A 20,644-nucleotide genomic window follows, 5' to 3' on the forward strand; every position below is an offset into this window, starting at 1 on the left:
ACCATGATTGAACTTGCCGTCTTTGACATGGCCGGAACCACTATTGATGACCATGGGATTGTCTATCTCGCACTGCAAGATGCGGTTGAGGAAACCGGTGCCACGGTTGCCACAGCGCACCTGCAGGAGTGGATGGGGGCCGACAAAGTCTCCGCCATCTCCGCCTTGATGGAACTCGGCGGGGAGGCGCCCACCGAGGAACGGGTGGCCGCCGCCTTTGCGCGCTTTCGTGAAATCTTGGCGGTGCGTTACACGGCGACTCCGCCCGTAGCATTGCCAGGGGTGGAGGCGGCCATCAGCGCACTGCGGGGCCGCGGCATCAAGGTCGCCTTGACCACAGGTTTTGACGACGCCGTGGCATACCCCCTGCTGGAATCATTGGGCTGGGGGATTGGCGCCGGTGTTGGCAGCACAGTTGACGCGGTTGTCACTACCTCAGATGTTGTGCAGGGGCGTCCAGCGCCGTTCATGATTCACCGGGCCATGGAAAAGACGGGGATTCACAACGTCCGCAACGTGCTCGCAGCAGGAGACACTGCCGTGGATGTTCAGGCCGGGTACAACGCCGGCGGTATCTCGGTGGGCGTCCTGACGGGGAAGCTGACACACGAACAACTTACAGCCCACCCGCACGACTACATCCTGGCCGGAGTTGTTGATATTCCCGCCTTGGCACAAACACGGCCCCCGGCATAGAAGCAACGCAAGGGCACAAGAGGCGCCACTAGAGTGGAGATACCCCTTTCAACACACCAGCAGTAAAGAGCTTTTGACCATGACCCAGCAAGAGGTCCGCCGCGCGGCCGTAGCCACCTTTGCAGTGTTCGCCATCAATGGTTTTGTTTTTGCCAGTTGGGCTGCCCGGATCCCGGCTGTCACCCGCATCCTTAAGCTGACGGCCGGAGAAATGGGCTTGCTGCTGCTCGCGATTGCCGTGGGCTCGATCATCGCACTGCCGCTGGCGGGGACTGTTGTGGGGCGGTTTGGCACAGCAAGCACTATCCGTGCTGGTGGTTTCACGGCCGCCTTGGGCGGGGTCGTCATTGCCATCGCGTTGGCACAGCACGCCGTACCGTTGACGGCGACGGGGTTGTTCTTCTTTGGTGTGGGCATTGGCTTGTGGGATGTTGCCCAGAATATTGAAGGTTCAGACGTTGAACGGCATTTGAGCCGGACCGTCATGCCCCAATTCCATGCCGGGTTCAGCGGTGGGGCACTCGTCGGTGCACTGTTTGGGGCAGGCCTTTCTGCCCTGAATGTGAGCATGTCGCTGCACCTGCTGGCCATTGTGGCGATCGTTGCCGCGGCCATGCTGTTTGTGCCTCGATTCTTCCTGCCCGAGACTCCCACAAGCGGTAGCAGACAAGCACCTGCGGCCAAGGTGTCCCGCGGGCGCAGTGCCTGGACTGAAAAACGTACGCTGTTGGTCGGCTTGGTTGTTCTTGGGGCAGCGCTGACCGAAGGTGCTGCCAACGACTGGATTGCCAAGGCAAGTGTTGACGGAATGGACGCCACGGAATCCGGTGGCGCCCTCATGTTTGCTGTCTTCGTGGCGGCCATGACCCTATTCAGGTTCTTTGGCGGCTGGTTCATCGACAAGTTTGGCCGTGTGTCTGTGCTGTACGCCAGCCTCGGTTCGGCACTGGTGGGTCTGATCGTGTTTGTTATGGCACCTACCATGCTGCTTGCCGGCGTCGGCGCGGTTTTCTGGGGTGCCGGATCCGCCATGGGCTTCCCCATGGGAATGTCGGCGGCCGCCGATGATCCTGCCAGGGCAGCCGCGCGGGTGTCCGTGGTTTCAACGATCGGGTATGTCGCATTCCTGGCAGGCCCGCCTCTGCTTGGTTTCCTCGGTGACCACGTCACCATCCGCTGGGCGCTGTTGACCATTGCCGTGGCCATTGTGGCCTCGATCCTCACCGCGCCGGCGGCTAGACCCTTGCCGGAATCAGAGTTTGAACGAGCCAGAGTCTAATGAGACAACTCATACCGTTCAAGGTATATATTCTTAACTGCGGATCATACTAAGAGTGTCAACCCCCTCCCAGCGGTGCACCGGGGATCGTGTCCGAGAGCCAGTGGGCGCCTGGACACGTGCGGCTGTACGTCAGGGCCATGTTGGGGATGGCACCGCTGATCCAAATCCATAGTTTTCCGAACACCATGGCTGTCACTACCACGGCCGCCGCGGTGGCGCGTACATGCCCGGAAGGGTATGCGCCAGAATCCGCATGCACCAGCTGGCCTTCGAGCCTGGGCAGTAGGGCAAGGAGCAGCAGCACGCAGTAAATGACCATTCCGGCATTGACAGCGAAATCCAGGACGCGGTTTGCCGGGGCGAGCCAAGGGATGCGGGACGAAAGCATCAGGCGGTACCAGGCGTCGTCGAACGCAAAGAACGCCGGGTTGTTGACCGTCAGCAGCGGCGCGCCGGCACCGGCGAGCATGATGGCCGAGGCCGTGAGCGAGACCCAGAGCGGGGCTCTGTGCACGAGACGGCCAGGGGGTCTAATGCCGTGGCTTTACGGATATGTGGGTATTCGGCCATGACTGGGTGCGGAACTGCAGGCGACACGGCAGGGTCATCCATTCGGACTACCCTGAACGGACCCTGATTCATCCCTTAGATAGAAGAAAACAGCGCCAACATTGCGTACGGTTGGTATAGATTCGCCACGAGGGCCACACAAAGCCCAGCAATCACACAAAAGGGGAAGTCCGCATGATTGAGGCAACAAATCTGGCCAAGCGCTATGGGGCCACAGTGGCTGTTGGGGGTGTCTCCTTCACTGTCGAGCCTGGTCTGGTGACAGGTTTCCTTGGCCCCAACGGCGCCGGCAAGTCCACCACCATGCGCATGATCGTGGGCCTGGACAAACCCACAGCGGGGACCGCCACCGTCAACGGGAAAAAATATGCGGACCACCGCGATCCGTTGCACCAAGTGGGGGCGCTCCTTGACGCCAAGGCAGTGCACACCTCTCGCAGCGCCTACAACCACCTGTTGGCCCTTGCCGCCACGGCCAACATCCCCACCAGTCGCGTCAACGAAGTCATTGACATGACGGGGCTGGCAGCCGTCGCCAAGAAGAAAGCCGGCGGGTTCTCTCTTGGCATGGGGCAGCGGCTGGGCATTGCCTCGGCGCTATTGGGCGACCCGCAGACGCTGATTTTGGACGAGCCGGTGAACGGTCTGGATCCCGAGGGCGTGCTGTGGGTGCGCAACTTGGCCAAGCACCTGGCCGGTCAGGGAAAAACCGTGTTTCTTTCATCGCACTTGATGAGCGAAATGGCACTAACGGCCGACCGCCTCATCGTCATTGGCCGCGGGCAAATCATTGCCGACGCCCCCATCGCCGAAATCCTGGCCGGCACCCAACAGGCCAAAGTTCGTGTGCGCACCCCGGAAGTCACCAAGCTGAGCCAATTGATGGGCAACAATGGTGTCCGTGTCGAATGTCATGAAAACGAAACACTCGAAGTGACGGGTCTCGACTCCCGTCAGATTGCCGCCGCCGCCTTGGAAAACCGAGTGCTTGTCTACGAACTGACGCCGTTGACAACGTCGTTGGAAGAAGCGTACTTCAACCTCACCAAGGACTCAGTGGAGTACCACTCGCAGGAATTTTCCGACGACGCGTCGGCACCCGCCGCTGTGAAGGAGTACCAAGGATGAGCACCACCAAGTCTTCCGCGCCAGCGCACATTGCCGGTGGTTCACTAACATTCATGGGGGCGCTGCGCAGCGAGTGGATCAAGTTCCGTTCACTGCGATCCACCCAACTGCTGCTGGCGTTTACCTTCGTGGCCGTGGTGGGTGTGGCCGCCTTTGCCGCCTGGGTGCGCGGCATGTTCGTTGAGGGCATGATGGCTCTTGGTGGTGCCGCCGGTCCGACCGGGCCCGACACGCCGCCAACAGGTCAAACCACAATGACCATGGACCAGGCCATCGCGTCAGCCAATGAGCAGGGCCTGAACGTCTATGGAACGCCCATCGCCGGGCTGCAACTGGGCATCCTGGTGCTGGGTGCCTTGGCCGTGATTTTCATGGCCTCTGAATTTGGCACTGGAATGATTCGCTCCACCATGACAGCCGTACCCAAACGCCTGCCAGTGTTCTTTGCCAAGGCCATTGTCCTTGCGGTCGTCTCCTACGTTCTGACGTTGGCAGCAGCCATTGTCAGTTTCTTTGTTTCAATGCCTCTCCTGAACATCTACGGAATCAAGTTGTCATTGGGCATGGACGGTGTACTGAGCAGCATTTTGTTGGGCGGGGTCTATGTTGCCGGAGTGGCCGTAATTGGCCTGTCGCTGGGCACGCTGATCCGCAGCGCGGCCGGCGGCGTCGTGGTCTTGGTGGCCCTGTTCTTCCTCTTGGAAATCGCCACCTCGCTGCTGAGCCTGATCCCCGGAGATTTCTGGAAGTACGTGGGCCAGTACGTTCCCAGCGTGGCTGGCGGGCGGATGCTGGAAATTGGAGACAAGGCGGCCTTCATCAGCCCGCTGTCCGGCGGGCTGATCTTCCTGGCCTGGATTGTTGTGATCACTGTGCCGGCCGCTATCTCGCTGAAGACCCGTGACATCTAAAACCAACACGGCACCGGACCGCTAAGGACCGGGACGTGCGCACGCAAAGCCAGGCGGGGGACGGGCAGCGAACGGCCACGCCCCCCGCCGAATCACCATCCGCCGAGCGGCGGGCCGAGGAGTTTGCGGCCCGCCGCCGCGGGGCTGTCCGGACATACTTTTACAACCATCCCCGCATCATGGACGCGGTGGTGGTCCTCAGCTACCTGCTCGTCAGTTCCAGCAGCCTCGTCAATGCCGCCTGGTCGGTCGCCAACCTCGGCGTCCACTTTGTTTTGGTGCTCGCGATCGCTACGGTGCTCATGTTCCGCCGGGACAGGCCGCTGGCCGTGCTTGTCATCGTTTCCATTTCTGAACTAATGAACATTTTGTTGGTGCCAGGTTCGGGAAATATTGGCGTTGGCATCTGGTTTGCGTTGTATTCGGCGGCGGTTCGCTACCGCCCGATCGTAAGCGTTCCCCTCGCTGTGGCATCGAGTCTTCCGCTGGCGCTTTTTACCTTCTTCTTTTATCAGTTTCCCAGCGAATATGTCCTTTCCGACGGGCCCACGGCCAACCAAACAAAGATCATTTCCGCCATCATGATGCTTTTGGCAAACATCATTGCCGCCGGAATTGGCGCTTCCGTGCGAAGTGCGCGCCAGCATGATTCCGAACTGCGCCAGTGGGCCATCAGGAACGCCCAGCTTGCCTCGGTGGCTGAGCGGAACAGGATTGCCCGCGAAATGCATGACGTGGTGGCCCACTCCCTTACTGTCATGGTGGCACTGTCGGACGGGGCCGCTGTCGTCGTCAAACGCGACCCGGCCAAGGCGGCTGAGGTGCTGTCCCAGCTGTCCCAAACCGGGCGTACGGCGCTGTCCGACATGCGCAGGGTTTTGGGTGTGCTGCGAGCCGAGGGCGGCACCAGGCGGACCCCCCAACCCCACGAGAGCGACATGGGCGCCTTGATCGAAGGTTTTCGACAGGCGGGAATGTCCCTGACGTTCGCCCAGTCCGGGCCACCGATGCCGCAGGACCCGGCCCTGGCCCTGACGGTGTACCGGATCGTGCAGGAATCACTGACAAATGTCTTGCGCCATGGCACGGCAGTGTCCCGGGTTCAGGTGGAAATCGAGAACGACCTTGACCGCGACAAGCTCTCCGTGCGGATCAATGATGACGGGCATGGTTCGGTGAATGCGTCCATGGGGTCGGGCAATGGCATTGCCGGGATGCGTGAACGTGCAGGAATTTATGCCGGAACGGTCGACGCCGGCCCGGCGGCGCAGGGCGGCTGGAGAGTCGTGGCAGTGCTGCATCCAGGCATTGGCACGTCGTGAGTGAACTTTTAGGAGAGAACCCGTGGGGACAAATGCTGTGAACGGCGACGTGATCAAGGTTTTGCTTGTCGACGACCAACCACTGCTGCGCATGGGGTTCAGGCTGATCCTTGAAGGTGAAGCCGACTTCCAGGTGGTGGGCGAGGCCACCAATGGACGTGATGCACTCGAGACTGTGGAGCAGCTGGATCCTGATGTGGTGCTCATGGATGTTCGCATGCCAGTCATGGACGGCATTGCCGCGACGCGTGCCATCAGCGCGTCCCTATCGGCGGCTCGGATCATCATCTTGACCACGTTTGATCTTGACGAATACGCATTTGCCGGCTTGCAGGCCGGTGCCAGTGCGTTCCTGCTCAAGGATGTTGCGCCCTCGGAGTTGGTGCAAGCTGTGCGGCTGGTTGCCAGCGGTGACGCGGTGGTGGCCCCGCGAGTCACGCAGCGGTTGCTGGAGAACTTTGTTCGCAACAGCCCGTCCCGCCCGGCGCAGCCCCCGGACCCGTTGCTCAGGGAGCTGACTCCGCGCGAACTCGAGGTGGCCCAATGCATTGCCCAAGGGCATTCGAACGCGGAAATTGCCCACCAGCTCTTTCTCTCAGAAGCGACGGTCAAGACCCATGTGCGGCGGATCTTGACGAAATTGCATCTGCGCGACAGAGTGCAGGTGGTGGTGTACGCCTATGAAACGGGCCTGGTGGTCCCCAGCAACCCCGACTACTAACGCTTCATGGTTGAATCGAGTCATGACCTCCGTTGAGCACGTCCTGGACCTCCGCGACTTCATTGCCGCTTCACCATCGAGTTTTCATGCGGCGCACGAGACCGGACGGCGCCTGAGCCAGGCCGGGTTCACCCAGCTGGCCGAAGATGAGTCTTGGCCGTCCCACGGCAAGTTCTTTGTCATCCGCGACGGCGCCATCATCGCCTGGGTGGCGCCGGAGACGGCGACGGCCACCACCGGTTTCAACATTCTTGGCGCGCACACGGACTCGCCCTCCTTCAAGCTCAAGCCAAAACCCACGACGGGCCGCTTCGGGTGGTTGCAGGCAGGGGTTGAGGTCTATGGCGGACCACTGCTGAACTCGTGGCTGGATCGGGAACTTCAGTTGGCCGGCCGGCTGGTGGATTTGGATGGTACGGAGACTCTCGTGGCGACGGGACCGCTGCTGCGCTTTCCGCAACTCGCCATCCACCTTGACCGAAGCGCCAACGACGGGCTGAAGCTTGAACGCCAAGGTCACATGAACCCGATTTGGGGACAGGGCAATGCCGCCGATGAAGACCTTCTGGGCCTGTTGGCCAGCAGGGCAGGCGTGCAGGCGGAGAGTATTGGCGGCTATGACATTGTGGTGGCCGACACTGCCCCCGGTCAGATATTCGGTGCCAATGACGAGTTCTTTGCGTCCGGGCGGATGGACAACCTGACGTCCGTCCACGCCGGGCTGGTGGGGCTCATTTCTGCCGCCGCTGCCGCCGACGCCGCGGGCACAGGCGCCGCCGGCACGAAAGGAGCCCAGCTGCCGGCGATCCCCGTGCTGGCTGCTTTTGACCATGAGGAAATTGGTTCCGGGTCCCGCTCGGGTGCGTGCGGTCCCATTCTTGAGGACATACTTGTCCGGGTGTCCGATTCCTTGGGCGCCAGTGTCAGCGACCGCCGTCGCGCCTTTGCGAACTCGCTGTGCATTTCTGCCGATGCCGGCCACGCGGTCCACCCCAACTACTCCGAGCGCCACGATCCGGCAAACCACCCGGTCCTCAACGGTGGCCCGCTGCTAAAAATCAATGCCAACCAGCGCTACGCCACGGACGCCGTGGGTGCTGCGGTGTGGGCCAAGCTGTGCGCGGCTGCCGGGGCGCCGTACCAGGAATTTGTCTCCAACAACGATGTCCCCTGCGGATCCACCATTGGCCCGCTGACAGCCACTCGCCTGGGCATTCGCACTCTCGACGTGGGAACGCCGCTGCTGTCGATGCACTCGGCCAGGGAGCTGTGCGGCGTGGCCGATCCCTACCACTTGGCGCGCATCTCGGAGACGTTCTTCGGCACTGCCGTCTAAGCAATTCTCTATGTCACGAGGCTGACGACGAGGTTGATGGTGGTGGCCAAAATGCCCGTGCCAAAGACAAAGGCGAGCAGACTGTGTCGCAACACTGCCGAACGCATGGCCCGCGTGGTGATGAAAGTGTCGGAGACCTGGTAGGTCATGCCTACACTGAACGCCATGTACGCAATGTCGGTGTATTGCGGCAGCTCTTGCTGGTTGAAGCCGATGCCGCCGGGTTCGCCGCTGTAATAGACCTCGGCGTAGCGCAACGTGAACAGGGTGTGCACCATGAGCCACGACATTGCAGTGCAGCTCAGGGCAAGCAAGGCCAGCAACAGCCTCCCCGTCCCCGGCACGTCCTTGCTACCCACCATGACAAGCGCGACGGCGGCCAGCGAAGCCACCGCTGCCAGCAAAATCAGCAGATCCGAGATGCGCAGCCCCGGGTCTTCTTCGACGGCGTGGGCAGCCGTTTGTGCGGCATCCATGGGCGCAATTGTGAACCACACGGAGGCGTTGTAAATCAGTGCGGCGACAGTCCAGCCGACTGCAGGGGCGTAGGCCCACTCACCCAGCAGTCCCGTTAGTACTATTCCCATGGCACCACACACCACCATGCCGGCGATGCGCACCTGCCGGTGCCGGGTCCGGTTGAAGCTGCGTTGGTTCATGCTGAGATCATGCCACGATGCGTTCCTTCCCTGCGCCAGCCCCGCCTGTGCACAAGCCAATGAACGCGCCCAGTTCTGCCATGCCCGCCGGCTTTCCGGGCATGAAGTTGGTCAGCTGAGGAGAGCGGATGATGACAGCCCGCCATTGGCCTCGGGAAACAGCGACGTTGATGCGGTTGCGGTTCAGCAGGAACTCCATGCCGCGCGGAGCCCCCGTGGGGTCCGCGCACGCCATGGTCACAAGGACGACAGGGGCTTCCTGGCCCTGGAATTTATCGACAGTGCCCACCCGGACACCTGACAGTCCGGCGCTGTCCAAAACACCGCGCACCAGGTGCACTTGGGCGTTGTAGGCGGCGACCACCAGAAGGTCTTCCTGACCCAGCTGGCGCGGTGTTTCGCCGGTACCGGGCGTCCACAACAGGCCGACGTGAGCCTTGACCTGCCTGACCACCTCTGCTGCTTCCTCGGGGGAGGACTGCTTGTTCTCCTTGTCGCTGCCCGCGGCCTGTTGGATAAAGACGGTTTCCACGCCGGGGTCCTTGCCTTGGAGATGCCGTTCTTGCGCAGCAGGCGCAGACTTCAGCTTGCCCTCGTAGCTGAGCCTCGAGACCGCCCCACACAACTCTGGATGCATGCGCCAGGAATCGGCAAGGAAGTACCCCAATTCTTCGGGCAGCGTCGCATGCCCGGCCGAAAGCCAGCCCAATGCGGATTCATCCACGGGAACAGGGTGGGAACCTTGGGTGACCTGCGGCAATTGCTGCGGATCGCCCAACAGCAACAGGCGCTTGGCGGACTGGGCCACAGCCAGCGTGTTGGCCAAGGAGTACTGCCCTGCCTCGTCAATCACGAGCAGGTCCAGGGAACCGGCCGGCACACTGGCTCCTGTCATGGTCCACGCGGTTCCACCGATCAGCGCACCCTCCGCGGAGCCCAAAAGCTTGCCGAACTGCTTGTCGTCGGTGATCTTCCACGGCACTTCATGTGGAGCGGAGAGCTTCTTGCCCACCCGTTCCGGATCCACACCGGCCTTTTCAATAGCGGCACGCAGCATGTTCTCCACGACTGCATGCGACTGTCCCACCACTCCAACCTTCCAGCCCTGCTTCATCAGGTTCGCGATGACGTGCGAGCCCACGTGCGTCTTTCCCGTCCCGGGCGGGCCTTGGACTGCAAGGTAGGAATGCTCCAGTTTCTGCACGGCAGCAGTGATGGCGCCTATGTAGTCGTGTTCCTGCACGCTATGGCCGTCGCCATGCACGCTATGGCCGTCGCCATGCACGACGGCGGACGGAAGCGTGCCGCCGTCGGCCAGCCTCGGCGCCGCCTTGCGCAGGATCTCGATGCCCGGGTGCTGGGGCAGATGAGGGAGGTTGTTGCCAACGGTATCGGCCAGCGTGGCCAGGGCTTCGCGGATGCTCTTGGTGGCGATTGGCTTGTCCGGGGTCAGTGCCATGGGCCATTGGGTGTAGGCGGGCACCTTCATGGAGGACTTGTCCTTCACGACAAGGGTTGTGAGCTCGGGCGTGGCAGGATCCGACACATCTTCTTCGACGGTGATGTTGAAGAGCCCGTCCCGCAGCTGCGGGTCTTCCGAGTCTCCGCCCAACCCGTCGGGAAGCGGGGCGGCGATCATGCCAAACCAGGACGTGCCCGGGCGGAAGTCCGAACCTTCGGTTGCGGTGCCGGTGATCTTCAGCGTCCGGGTTTCAGTTCTGGCCCTTGGCGTCGCTTTTGCCCAGTCCTCGAGCACGGCAACGTTCTGGACGAGGAGCATGTTCCGCTCCTCGGCCCACGATTGCGGACCCTTCTCCAACCTGTCAAAGTGGCCCCACCAGAACTGCTTGTCTTCGCGACGGTGGTAGCTGGCGGCCGCGGAGACCATGGCAATGGCGTTCTCGTCGTTCGTCGGCTTGTGGGAGGCGTTCTGCGCTTGGAGCCCGGCAATGTAGGCGTCCAGCTTGAGTTCGCCCTCGCTGGGCTCCCAGCTGCTCGGCTTGGGCGTCGATTCTTCCGGTTGTGGCAGTTTTCCGCTGCCTTCGCTCCAACTGTCCACCATCTTTGCTGCCTTGATCTCGAGCAGCCAATCGCGCAGACGCAGCGTGGAGAGGCAGTCGTATTCGTTGTACGCGGAAATGGATGCCAAGATGACCTCCGCTTCGGCGGCCTTGGCAGCATCCCCGGCTAGTCCGGCGTCGCGCGCCTTGCAGTAGTCGGCGTAGGCCACCACGGAGGCGCCGGCATTCGTCACATCGCCCACGCGGCCGGAGGGCATGTAAAACGGCTCCAACTTCTTGATGGAATACGAGGACTCGGAGATGCGTACGGATTGGCGCACGGTGTCGAGCAGGTCAACGAGCAGGCCGCTGCGCAGCCAGTGGTCCACGGTGTCCTCGGCAGCCTTGTCGCCGTGCAGGATGGCGAGATTGCGCAGCGCCGATTTTTCGTAGGGGGCGTAGTGGTAGACATGCATGTCCGGTTGGTGAGCACGCCGGGCTTCAACGTAGGCCAAAAATCTCAGGAACGCCTCGCGTTCCTGCACCCGCGAATGTGCCCAAAACGGCACAAAAGTCTCCGGCGTGCCAGCGGGAGCACCGGGGGCGGGGGCCTCAATGGAGCCGAACAGGTACTCTATGCCCCACTTTGTGTCACTGTCAGGATCCTGCCAGAGCGGATCGCCTTCGAAATCAAAGAAAATGTCGCCGGGGCTGGGTGCAGGAAGTGTGCTGACAGTCGCCAGCACCTTGTAACTGATCTCATGCCCGTCGGGGCCCGTGCCCGCAGTGACAGTCTTGACACCAGGCTCCAACCCGAGCTGCATGCGGGCCTGGTCGCGCAGTCTCGTCAGCGGGCCCGTTGCCTTGGCTTCCGGCATGGCGGCCAGCGCGTCGATCGTGGTGATGCCGTCGGCCATGAGCTTGCGGCGCTGGGAACTCGTCATGCCGTTGACGAGCAACAAGTCGCCGGTTTCCTTGACCTGCTCGGCGCAATAGTCGCAACGTCCGCAGTAACTGACACCTTCTTGCAGCCACGCGACGGGCTTCGGTTGTGCCCTGTGTGCTGCCGTGAAGCCCAGGAAATTATCGCGGCGCTCACGGAACACCGGGAGCAGGTCCGCCATGGAATGCGGGCTTTCCTTGCGGTTGCCCAGAACCAGCTTCGTGACTGGTGCCAGTGGAATGCCATACTGCTGCAGTTGGTCCCCGTAGGCAGCCAGCTGCAGCAGCGCACTGACCTTCGCGTGCCGGGCCAGCTTGGTGTCGTAAACGGAATAGGAGCCATCCGGCTGCCGCACGAGGAAATCTGCAAACCCCACGAGCGAGCCGTCAAAGAATGTGGCCTGGAAAACCACGTCGGCCCCGATCCGCAACGCCTCTAGGGTTTCTTCGCGCTTGGCTTCCAGGCTGGCCCACGTTAAGGGGCCCTTGCCGCGCTCCACGACCTTCACACCTGTGCCCGTGGATTTGTTCCATACCCCGAACTTGGCCTCATACTCATCGAGAATTTTGTGTTCGAATGCGTCACCGAGTTTGGCGGCACGCTCCATCATTTCGTCCTTGGCAAAACCAGGTTTCGGCATCCTCCCCAGCTTCTCGTCAAGGATGCGAAGTGTCTTGTACTGGCACTCGCTGGCTGTGACAAGGTCCGACGCCGAAAAGATCAGCGGGGCCTCGCCGCCGGCGGGGGAATCGAGCAGAAACATGGTCTTGCCTTCCATACGAGTTGTGCAGCACCTTGAATCTAGCAAGTGGCACTGACACTTTGTCCCCTCCATGGGGCAGGATGGTAGTCAAATCCACTTTGGAGGTTGCCATGGCCGTTTTTCACTGCACTACATCCATTCCCCTTCCACGCGAGGAGGTGTTTGACTGGTTCACCCGGCCAGGCGCGCTGGTGAGGCTCACGCCGTCGTTCTTTGGGGCAGTGTTGGCCGAACCGAGCAACGGCATCAACGTCGGCTCGACGGCGGCCATGGGCGTGGGCGCCCCCGGGGGCATGGGGATGTGGCTGGGATCGGCCGCAGGCAGCGTGCGCGGCATGCTCCCGACAGCGTTGGCGGGAAAGCGTTGGACGAAGCCGGAGCTGAGATGGGATGCCCTGCACACCGTCCTGGTGCCCGGATCCAGCTTTACCGACGTCATGGACAAGGGGCCGCTGGCGTCGTGGACGCACACCCACAAATTCAGCGACGGGCCGGAGCCTGGCAGCACTGTCATGGTGGACGAGGTGCATTACGAGCTGCCCGCGTTGGCTCGCAGCCAATGGGCCTACAAGCGAATGAATGCAGAGCTTGAGCGCATGTTCGCGTTTCGGGGACGGCAGCTGCTGGCGGACTTGTCCTTCCACCACGAGCACTCCGCCGGACCGTTGACGATTGCCGTCTCCGGGGCATCGGGCCTGATTGGCCGGCAAGTGTGCGCACTGTTGGGCGGCGGCGGACACACGGTGCTGAAGCTGGTGCGCCGGGCGCCGCAGGCTGCAGATGAGATCTTTTGGGATCCCGACGCCGGCTTGCTGGACTCGGCAGCCCTGGCTCAATGCCAAGCGGTGGTGCACCTAGCCGGGCACCCCATTGGCGGGAGGTTCACCGACGCCAACAAGGAAGCCATCCACCAAAGCCGGATTCGCGGCACCGGGTTGCTGGCTCGGGCCTTGGCGGAGCTGGCGTCCGACGGCGTGCAGCGCACCCTGGTGTCCGGTTCCGCAGTGGGCTACTACGGCGCCCATCCGGAGGCCGGAGCGGGGGCAACTCCGCGCCCGCTCGTGGAACGAGACCCGGCAGGTACTGATTTCCTGGCCACCGTCTGCCGGGATTGGGAGGCTGCTTGTGATCCGGCGGCGCAAGCGGGCGTGCGGGTGGTGAACGTTCGCACGGGCCTGGTGCTCTCGGCAGCCGGAGGAGTTTTGCAGCGGCTGTTGCCCCTGTATTTGGCGGGCGCGGGAGGCCCCCTGGGGCAGGAACAGTTCCAGAGTTGGGTGGGGATTGACGACATTTCCGGCATCTTTGCCCATGCGGCACTGACGGACAGTGTGTCCGGGCCCTTGAACGGCGTGGCCCCGCATCCGGTGACGGCTGGTGATTTTGCGCGTGTCTTGGGCAGGGTGCTGAACCGCCCTGCCGGATTCAAGGTCCCGGAATTGGGGCCCAAGCTGCTGCTGGGAGCCCAGGGAGCCAACGAATTGGCGCTGGCCAACCAGCGGGTCTCCGCGGACAAGGTCCAGGCCAGCGGTTACAGCTTCAGGCACGCTGAGCTTGAAACGGCTCTGCGCCACATCCTGGGCGCGTAGCCGGGGCAGCCAGAAGGCCCGGCGCCCGCCCAAACCGCAGGTTGTGGTAGGTCCCGGTCCTGCAGGTCAGTCCGCCTCGGCTCATGTCGCCTGCGTGTTACCAATCCGGGATTCATATCACCGGCACCCATCACATGTGCCGCCTGCCGGGTCCGGACCGAATAGAGCTGGTGGTTCCGTAACGGGAACCTTATGCAGGACGGATAGTAAATTGCTGCGGCACCGCACGGCCATAAGCGCTGCTTGTCCCATGCGGTCTCGGTCCGCATTTAGCTGAGGCGTTGGTGATGACGACTTGGATCGTCCTGCCAAAATTCAACTGAGTTTGGTACGACTGTCCAGGCCGTCAAATGTGGAGAAACGATCCCGGCATCGACTTCAGCGGCCGCCGCGGCTTGCGAGATCAGTTCATCTCTGGTGGCATCAGTCGAAAAGATGGGACTCTGCTGGCCTGCCAAAGCAATCGCACGGGCTTTTGGATGGCGTGCAAGGAAGTCCTTCGCTGACTCTGCTTCGGTAGCTCGCTGAGCGACTCCACGGACCCGCACCGCTCTGGCGAACGAACTCCAGTATAACCTCAGGGAACAGTTCGGATTCGTCAACAGTTGGCGCCCTTTCGCCGATTCGCCGCCCGTGGCGATCTTGATGCCGCAGTCCCGGCCACGTCCTTGACGATTAGCACGCGGGGCTCGAACTGCTGACTCTGTGACCGCAAGACGGGTCGCAGGTGCGGCACGCTACTGATTCGTGCCGCCAAGCACTGGCTTCTCAAGCGCTCGTTAGCGGGTGCGCCAGCAGCACATGGCGGCGGGGGTTGACACGGCGGGCAGTCGTGGAAGAGTGTGCCCCATGACCCAGTTTCAGATCAGCAAGACTGACCCGGCACGCACTCGGCTCATCGATGTGACTCCGGCGGACTATGCGGCGAGCATGGGTGAGGGCGATGCCCTGGTGCGAGTCGACCGGTTCGGCCTGTCCTCCAACAACATCACCTACGTGGTGCTGGGCGATCGCTTGGGCTACTGGCAGTTCTTTACCGCCGCCCATGGGCCAGATGACGGTGATGAGGGCGACCACGAGTGGGGCGTGATGCCGGTGTGGGGGTTCGCAGATGTGGTTGAGTCTCGATGCGCCAATCTCGAGGTGGGGGAGCGACTGTTCGGCTACTTCCCGCCGGCAACGCATCTCGTGATGCACCCCGACGCCTCACGATCGGCACAGAGCCCCCTTGTGGACGCGTCTGCACATCGGGCAGATCTTCCGCCCACCTACAACACCTACCAGCGGGTGTTGCAGGAACCGGGCTACGATCCGGGCGACGACGATCTGCGAATGTTACTGAACCCGTTGCAGACGACCGCTTGGGCGCTCTGGGAGGCCCTGCGGGAAGCGGCATGGTTCTCTGCGGAGCAGGTTGTTATCGTATCGGCGTCCTCCAAGACCGGCCTCGGCCTTGCCAGTGCGCTGAAGCGGGATCAGAGTTCCCCGAAGACCGTTGGGATCACTGCGCCGAAGAACCGCGACTTCGTCATCGGGCTCGGTCTCTATGATCAGGTTGTGACCTACGACGAGATCGAGAGCACGCTTTCCCAACGGCCCAGCGTGGTGGTCGACATGGCAGGTAGCGGGGCAGTGCTCGGACGAGTGCACCACCACCTCGGCGAAGCGATGCTGCACTCGATCAACGTGGGCCTGACCCACTGGGACGAGGCCAGTGGTGGGCAGGACATCATCCGTGAGCGCAGCGAGATGTTCTTCGTCCCCGGCGTCATCCAGGAACGGATGAAGCAGTGGGGGGCTGCGGAATTTGACCGGGTAACCCAGGATTTTCTGCTGAGATCCTTTGCCGAGAGCCGAGACTGGCTCACGATCGAATCCGTGCAGGGACTTGAGGGCTTGGCTGCGAAATATGCCATGGTTCGGGATGGATCACTGACTCCCGGCCATGCGATTGTTGTGGCGCCCTAGGCCCGATGTAGGGCCTGGACGGCACGGCAATAAAAGCCGGTGTCCCGGCTCACCACAGTTGAACCAAAAACCCGAATCCAGGCTGAGTTTGGACTTGGCCCGTAAATAGCACGTCTGGGGCGTCAACTGTCCACTAGGTGTGTGGGTCAGTAGCGTTTTGAAGGGTGGGGTGGTGTGGGCAGGAATTTTTGTTGGATTTGACGGTTTTGGTCTAACTGCCGGCCAGGAGCGGTCAAAGAGGGCTCCAGGCCCTGTTACGACTCCTCTCGGGGCGTTGGCGGGGCCTTTGTGTAGTGCAGCTCCTTCCCTGGCTTCGGCCTATGTGGCCGTTTCTGCCCGGTAGCTGCGGAGTTTCATGAGGTTGTGGCAGGCAGCGAGCAGTTTCCATTCAAGCTGTGCTTTCTCCAGCCCGCGCAGCAGTAAGTGTTTGCCTTGCCGGGTGTGGATTTGTCCGAAGACCGGTTCCACGATCGCTTTGCGTCTGGCGTAGGCTTTCTTCCCCGGCTTGGTTTTCAGCTTTCGGGCCATCCGCCCGACCACGGTCGTGGTGGCCGGGATCCTGCCCCGCGGCGATTCCGGGATCGGGGTCGAGTGCTTCATGCGCCCGGTGGAAATGAAGAACTCCGTGCCATGCACGGTCTCCAGTTCCCGGGCGTGGTCGAGGTTCGCTGTCGAGCAGTACCCGGTATCCGCCAGCCACTGCCGGGGCATCTGGCCCAGGTTCTGAAGTGTTTGTTCAACCATGGGAACCAGTTGCCCGTAGTCATTGGTGCCCTGATTCATCTCCGCGGCCACAATGACCTGCCGGTACCCGTCAACGGCGGCCTGGCCGTTGTAGTTGTAGGAAAACGAGCCATCGGCGCGCTTCATGATCCGCGCGTCCGGATCGGTGAAGTTCCGCTGCGCCGTGGGTTTCGGTTCTGCTTCTGCAGCGGCCTTGTCCCCGGCAGCGGTGATGTCATCATCATCGTCCCCGCGCTTGGTGGCCTTCTCCTCAGCGTCCGTACGTGCCTTCGCCGCGGCTTCTTCCTCAATCGAGGCCTTGGCGGCGGCCATCGCTGCGGCCCGTGCCCGCCGGTTGGCCAGTTCCACCGGCAACTCATCCCCACGCGTGCCCGGCCCGAACTTCGCGTCCTCATTGGCATCGACGGTTTTGGCTTCGGCCATCAAGTCACTGATTTCCTGGGCCAACACCTTCTGCTTCTCGCTCATCCTCGCATAGGACATCGCCTTGTGCTTGGAAGCATTCGCCCGCACCTTCGTCCCGTCCAGGGCGACTTTCCCCAGCTTCACCATGCCCGCGGCCTGGCACAGTTCCAAGGCCTGCAAGAACACGTTCGCGAACGCCGCCAGGTGGCGTTCGCGAAAGCGCCCGATGGAGCGGAAGTCCGGTCCCTGCTGCGCCGACAACCACCTAAAGGAGACCATGTCAGTACAAGCCCGCTCAATCGCACGGGAGGAACGAACCCCGGTGCAGTACCCGTAAATCAGGACCCGCAACATCAACCGCGGATCATACGGAGGCTGGCCCTTCGCCTTCGCATACGACTTATAGAAGAAAGTCAGATCGAGTTCGTTCTCCACCAATTCGGCAATGAACCGGGCCAAATGCCCTTCAGGCAGCCACTCCTCCAAAGACGGCGGCACCAACATCACCGCATCCGGCTCAAAATCCTTGAACCGCTTCCTCACCCCACCATTGGCATCCATCCGACCATCAGCCGGGGCCTCCACCCGCTCGACCAACCCAGCATCAAAAAGACCATCAGACAGGTGGGAAGAAAAAGTATCCATACCCCCAATTATCCCAGCACTGGCACGGAATCCCTGCTAATCCACCGGCGTTTTAAAGCATTATCGGGTCATTGCCATTCCCGACTATTGACCCACACACTAGACGAGGACCAGAGAATGGTCGGTCTAGCCGTCACTGCATGGCTTCGTGTCCCGGAACCAACCATGGATCCGGGGATCTGCCACTGAGATGGGGATGGCAGTGAGAAGACCAACGCTTAGAAGAGGCCCCGGCAACGTTGGATCCGCCGGCCCATCACAATTCCTTGATGTGGAAGTATCACTAACCCGAGGGGACATCGCATTAAAGAAACCGAAGCTACGAAGCATCGCAGTGAAAGTGGGCCACACAGTCTCGGAGCTACTTAGCGCTTTCGGCGTCGAGTTACGTTACGAAGCACCGTGCCGTAGCCGTGGCAAGAACCGTGTCAAGGCTCGCCTCGACCACTAGACCTTGCCAACTCTAGGTATTTAGTCGTTCGTGTTCTCATGAGTACTGCGCTGTGTGCGGGCCAGCGTGACTGCGGTAACTGCAATCAGCGCCAGCATGAACACACCGAACTCGATGACGGCAGTGGCCAGGGGCGTCGACTGCAGGATCAGCCCCAGTAGTACGACGGGCAGAGCCATCCCAATGTAGGCAAAGAGGAATAGCCCAGCCAGAGCCTCTCCACGGGCTTCCGGAGCGGATACGGCGATGGCAGTGCCAATAGCCGACTTGAACGTTACGCCTACGCCCGATCCGGCGAAAAGTCCACCGGCGATCAGCAACGGCAGTGACGAATCGGTGATGGACACAATGACGAGGATCAATCCGGCGACCAAGAGGCTCAGCCCGACAACGAGTTGCATGGTCCGTGCCCAGTGGGCGGAAAACATCTGGAACGCTGCAGAGGCTGCGAAGACTACGAATGCCAAGACGCCAGCCGCCACGTGGGACTTGATGCCTAGCTGCCCGGAAACGAACGAAGGTGCCAGCGAGGTGAAGAAGCCGAACATGGCGAAGCCGACGAATGCCATCATGGCCGCGCCCGCGTACTGTCCGCGGGCGGCCGGGGGAACCACCACTCGCTGCGGCCGGTACACCCAGTTTTCTTCGACCTTGTTGACTGTTTCTGGGACCGTCACGATAAGCAGTAGTCCCGACAGTAATAGAAATGCGAAGACCACATAAGGAGTGTAGAGGGGGAGCGGCGCATACTCGGCTAGGAAGCCAGTAATGAGCGGGCCAAGGCCGAGCCCGCCAATGTTTGCGGCGGTCGAGACGACCTCCGCGCGCCGGGACCCGGCGCCGGGGTGCGCGGCGCTGTGGAGCTCCGTCATGTGGGCGGTGGCGGTGGCCGTCAGCATGCCGATGCCCAGGCCTGAGATGAAGCGTGCCAGAAGCAGACCCGGAAGATCAGGCCAAACCATGAAAAGCAATGCCGCCACGACGTTGAGAAGGATGGCCGGGGCAATCACTCTGCGACGGCCAAATCGGTCTGAAATGTGCCCTGCCAGAAACAGGCTGACGACCACGCCGACGGCATAGGCGGCAAAGATGAAGGTGATGGTGAGGGCGCTGAATCCGCTTCGCTGCTGATAAAGGACGTAAAGGGGGGCCGGTGCTGCGGCGAAAGCCATCGTGATCATGAAGACGAAGGTGACGATCCAGAACCCGCGCCCGTGCCGGCGCTGATGCGCTTGCTGCTGGGTGTTCGCGTGGAGGGCGGGCATGGTTGAGGTTTGCGGCATTCATCAAGTATCGGCTGCAATGTAGATCGCGTCCAACGCTAATTAGTGCTAATACCCATCGCCGTTGGCGATAATAGATGGATGCAGCTTTTTCAGATCGAGTATTTCATAGCGGTGTCTGAGTCGATGAGCTTTACCGGCGCCGCCCGAAGGATCAACATCGTCCAGTCCGCAGTTTCGGCGGGCATCCGCCAGCTTGAGCACGAGCTCGGCTCGGAGTTGTTCATTCGGCAGGGCCGCACCATCCGCCTTGCTCCTGCGGGGGAGGCATTGCTCCCGCGCGCCCGCACCATACTTGCCGACGTCCAGGCTGCGAGGGACGCCGTTGATGACATCCGTGGCACTGTGCGCGGAACCGTGACTCTGGGCACGTTGGCTCATACCGGGAACGTTGACCTGCTGCGGATAATGCAGACGGTCCGCCGCGATTTCCCGGCCATCGTCATCAAGCTCCGCCAAACCGTCCTAGGAACTCGTAGCAGCCTTGCCGATATCCGCTCAGGCACCTTGGACCTGGCTTTGGTGTCTGTTCCCGAGGGGGCAACGCCCGGCGTCGAGCTTTTCTCGCTGCATACTGAAGGCATTGTTTTTGTGTGCCCCGATTCCCACCGACTCGCTGGCAGGAAGCGCGTGAGCCTGTCCGAGATTGCCGATGGATCTTTCGTCGACTTTCCCGAAGGCTGGGGTATTCGGGCCACCGTGGACACAGCTTTCGCTGCGGCGGGACTGAGCCGCAGCGTTCATACCGAGGTAGTGTCCGTCACCATGGCCTTGGACTTAGTTCGGGCAGGGCTGGGTGTCGCCTTCATGCCTGCCTCAGCACTAGAAAATGGTCACGGGCAAGGCATTCGCGCCATCCAGACTCCGCTGGTGTGGCACATTCAGGTGGCCCGCGCCAGGACCCGTCAACCCACAGCCGCCGAGCAGGTCCTCATCGATGAATTGCGCCAGACCCGGAGCGAGATCGACTAGGGGGAAGCATGCGGCCGCATACCGACCAGAATCACTGGAAGTTGATAGCGAAGCCAGAAAACGAGCCACGGCTCAAACCGCTTCGAATAGCGTCAAAGATGACGGTGACGGTCGTTCCGAGTCGCCCCTGGCTAGGGCAGGGACGTATGCATTCAAGGCAATGTGAACCACAACTCTGGCACGGAAAGTACCCGCCGCAGAGGTCTCCTGGATCGCAGCGGCAAGTGCGGACCCTTAAGTGTGCCACGGCGCCCACCCG

At 61.8% G+C, this 20,644-nt stretch carries 16 protein-coding genes; 10 read left to right on the forward strand and 6 right to left on the reverse strand.

Annotation, left to right across the window (positions count from 1 at the left end; translation table 11 throughout):
* The first annotated feature begins 3 nt into the window (after positions 1–3).
* Both QMG25_RS02420 and QMG25_RS02425 read left to right on the forward strand, forming a co-directional pair.
* Positions 4–696, forward strand: coding sequence for a phosphonatase-like hydrolase (locus tag QMG25_RS02420; protein WP_283456961.1), 693 nt, complete (start codon positions 4–6; stop codon positions 694–696).
* Entirely contained in the window at positions 656–1,975 is a 1,320-nt protein-coding gene (locus QMG25_RS02425) for an MFS transporter (protein WP_349307100.1), read from the forward strand. The genes QMG25_RS02420 and QMG25_RS02425 overlap by 41 nt, the downstream gene beginning before the upstream one ends.
* A 58-nt stretch (positions 1,976–2,033) precedes the next feature.
* Here QMG25_RS02425 and QMG25_RS02430 read toward each other — a convergent pair whose 3' ends face one another.
* The gene (locus QMG25_RS02430; RefSeq protein WP_283456965.1) at positions 2,034–2,492 is read right to left on the reverse strand and encodes a hypothetical protein; all 459 of its coding nucleotides are present in this window, start codon (positions 2,490–2,492) and stop codon (positions 2,034–2,036) included.
* A 230-nt stretch (positions 2,493–2,722) separates the two neighbouring features.
* Here QMG25_RS02430 and QMG25_RS02435 point away from each other — a divergent pair, with 230 nt between their 5' ends.
* Genes QMG25_RS02435 through QMG25_RS02455 form a run of 5 tightly spaced genes read left to right on the forward strand, consistent with a single transcriptional unit; the run spans position 2,723 to position 7,966 of the window.
* The gene (locus QMG25_RS02435; RefSeq protein ID WP_283456967.1) at positions 2,723–3,676 is read left to right on the forward strand and encodes an ABC transporter ATP-binding protein; all 954 of its coding nucleotides are present in this window, start codon (positions 2,723–2,725) and stop codon (positions 3,674–3,676) included.
* A complete protein-coding gene (locus QMG25_RS02440) occupies positions 3,673–4,587 on the forward strand; it encodes an ABC transporter permease (protein WP_283456969.1) in 915 nt (304 codons plus the stop codon). Before QMG25_RS02435 ends, QMG25_RS02440 begins: the two co-directional genes overlap by 4 nt.
* A gap of 35 nt (positions 4,588–4,622) precedes the next feature.
* Positions 4,623–5,909, forward strand: a complete 1,287-nt coding sequence (locus tag QMG25_RS02445; RefSeq protein ID WP_283456971.1) for a sensor histidine kinase — start codon at positions 4,623–4,625, stop codon at positions 5,907–5,909.
* A gap of 22 nt (positions 5,910–5,931) precedes the next feature.
* The gene (locus tag QMG25_RS02450) at positions 5,932–6,630 is read left to right on the forward strand and encodes a response regulator (RefSeq protein ID WP_502866327.1); all 699 of its coding nucleotides are present in this window, start codon (positions 5,932–5,934) and stop codon (positions 6,628–6,630) included.
* A gap of 22 nt (positions 6,631–6,652) precedes the next feature.
* On the forward strand, positions 6,653–7,966 hold the full coding sequence (locus QMG25_RS02455; RefSeq protein ID WP_283456973.1) for a M18 family aminopeptidase: 1,314 nt from the start codon (positions 6,653–6,655) through the stop codon (positions 7,964–7,966).
* Between the two features lie 8 nt (positions 7,967–7,974).
* Here QMG25_RS02455 and QMG25_RS02460 read toward each other — a convergent pair whose 3' ends face one another.
* Both QMG25_RS02460 and QMG25_RS02465 read right to left on the reverse strand, forming a co-directional pair.
* The gene (locus QMG25_RS02460; protein ID WP_283456975.1) at positions 7,975–8,625 is read right to left on the reverse strand and encodes a DUF1345 domain-containing protein; all 651 of its coding nucleotides are present in this window, start codon (positions 8,623–8,625) and stop codon (positions 7,975–7,977) included.
* 7 nt (positions 8,626–8,632) lie between these two features.
* Complete coding sequence (locus QMG25_RS02465; RefSeq protein WP_283457365.1) at positions 8,633–12,331, reverse strand: TM0106 family RecB-like putative nuclease; 3,699 nt, start codon at positions 12,329–12,331, stop codon at positions 8,633–8,635.
* A 110-nt stretch (positions 12,332–12,441) separates the two neighbouring features.
* On the opposite strand from QMG25_RS02465, the gene QMG25_RS02470 reads away from it, so the two are divergent.
* Positions 12,442–13,917 (forward strand): TIGR01777 family oxidoreductase, encoded by a 1,476-nt coding sequence (locus QMG25_RS02470; protein WP_283456978.1) that lies wholly within the window; start codon positions 12,442–12,444, stop codon positions 13,915–13,917.
* Between the two features lie 269 nt (positions 13,918–14,186).
* Here the strand turns inward: QMG25_RS02470 and QMG25_RS20475 are convergent, their stop codons facing one another.
* On the reverse strand, positions 14,187–14,564 hold the full coding sequence (locus tag QMG25_RS20475) for a pyridoxamine 5'-phosphate oxidase family protein (protein WP_502866336.1): 378 nt from the start codon (positions 14,562–14,564) through the stop codon (positions 14,187–14,189).
* Positions 14,565–14,766: 202 nt separating this feature from the next.
* Between QMG25_RS20475 and QMG25_RS02475 the strand changes: the two genes are divergently transcribed.
* Positions 14,767–15,885 carry a DUF2855 family protein gene (locus QMG25_RS02475; RefSeq protein ID WP_283456979.1) on the forward strand — a complete coding sequence of 373 codons (1,119 nt, stop codon included), beginning with the start codon at positions 14,767–14,769 and terminating at the stop codon, positions 15,883–15,885.
* A gap of 318 nt (positions 15,886–16,203) precedes the next feature.
* On the opposite strand, the gene QMG25_RS02480 is transcribed toward QMG25_RS02475, so the two are convergent.
* Positions 16,204–17,577 (reverse strand): IS1182 family transposase, encoded by a 1,374-nt coding sequence (locus QMG25_RS02480; protein ID WP_502866337.1) that lies wholly within the window; start codon positions 17,575–17,577, stop codon positions 16,204–16,206.
* A 573-nt stretch (positions 17,578–18,150) separates the two neighbouring features.
* The gene (locus tag QMG25_RS02485) at positions 18,151–19,413 is read right to left on the reverse strand and encodes an MFS transporter (RefSeq protein WP_283456983.1); all 1,263 of its coding nucleotides are present in this window, start codon (positions 19,411–19,413) and stop codon (positions 18,151–18,153) included.
* An 81-nt stretch (positions 19,414–19,494) separates the two neighbouring features.
* Between QMG25_RS02485 and QMG25_RS02490 the strand changes: the two genes are divergently transcribed.
* On the forward strand, positions 19,495–20,385 hold the full coding sequence (locus QMG25_RS02490; RefSeq protein WP_283456985.1) for a LysR family transcriptional regulator: 891 nt from the start codon (positions 19,495–19,497) through the stop codon (positions 20,383–20,385).
* The last annotated feature ends 259 nt before the right edge of the window (positions 20,386–20,644 follow it).

The organism is Arthrobacter sp. H35-D1 (assembly GCF_030063185.1).
Classification (GTDB): Bacteria; Actinomycetota; Actinomycetes; order Actinomycetales; family Micrococcaceae; genus Specibacter.

Bases quoted from the DNA above. Each gene is read 5' to 3' on its own strand.
- QMG25_RS02485 (WP_283456983.1), bottom strand. From the start codon at position 19,413: ATGCCGCAAACCTCAACCATGCCCGCCCTCCACGCGAACACCCAGCAG.
- QMG25_RS02455 (WP_283456973.1), top strand. From the start codon at position 6,653: ATGACCTCCGTTGAGCACGTCCTGGACCTCCGCGACTTCATTGCCGCT.
- QMG25_RS02470 (WP_283456978.1), top strand. From the start codon at position 12,442: ATGGCCGTTTTTCACTGCACTACATCCATTCCCCTTCCACGCGAGGAG.
- QMG25_RS02490 (WP_283456985.1), top strand. From the start codon at position 19,495: ATGCAGCTTTTTCAGATCGAGTATTTCATAGCGGTGTCTGAGTCGATG.
- QMG25_RS02465 (WP_283457365.1), bottom strand. From the start codon at position 12,331: ATGTTTCTGCTCGATTCCCCCGCCGGCGGCGAGGCCCCGCTGATCTTT.
- QMG25_RS02435 (WP_283456967.1), top strand. From the start codon at position 2,723: ATGATTGAGGCAACAAATCTGGCCAAGCGCTATGGGGCCACAGTGGCT.
- QMG25_RS02440 (WP_283456969.1), top strand. From the start codon at position 3,673: ATGAGCACCACCAAGTCTTCCGCGCCAGCGCACATTGCCGGTGGTTCA.
- QMG25_RS02420 (WP_283456961.1), top strand. From the start codon at position 4: ATGATTGAACTTGCCGTCTTTGACATGGCCGGAACCACTATTGATGAC.
- QMG25_RS02475 (WP_283456979.1), top strand. From the start codon at position 14,767: ATGACCCAGTTTCAGATCAGCAAGACTGACCCGGCACGCACTCGGCTC.
- QMG25_RS02460 (WP_283456975.1), bottom strand. From the start codon at position 8,625: ATGAACCAACGCAGCTTCAACCGGACCCGGCACCGGCAGGTGCGCATC.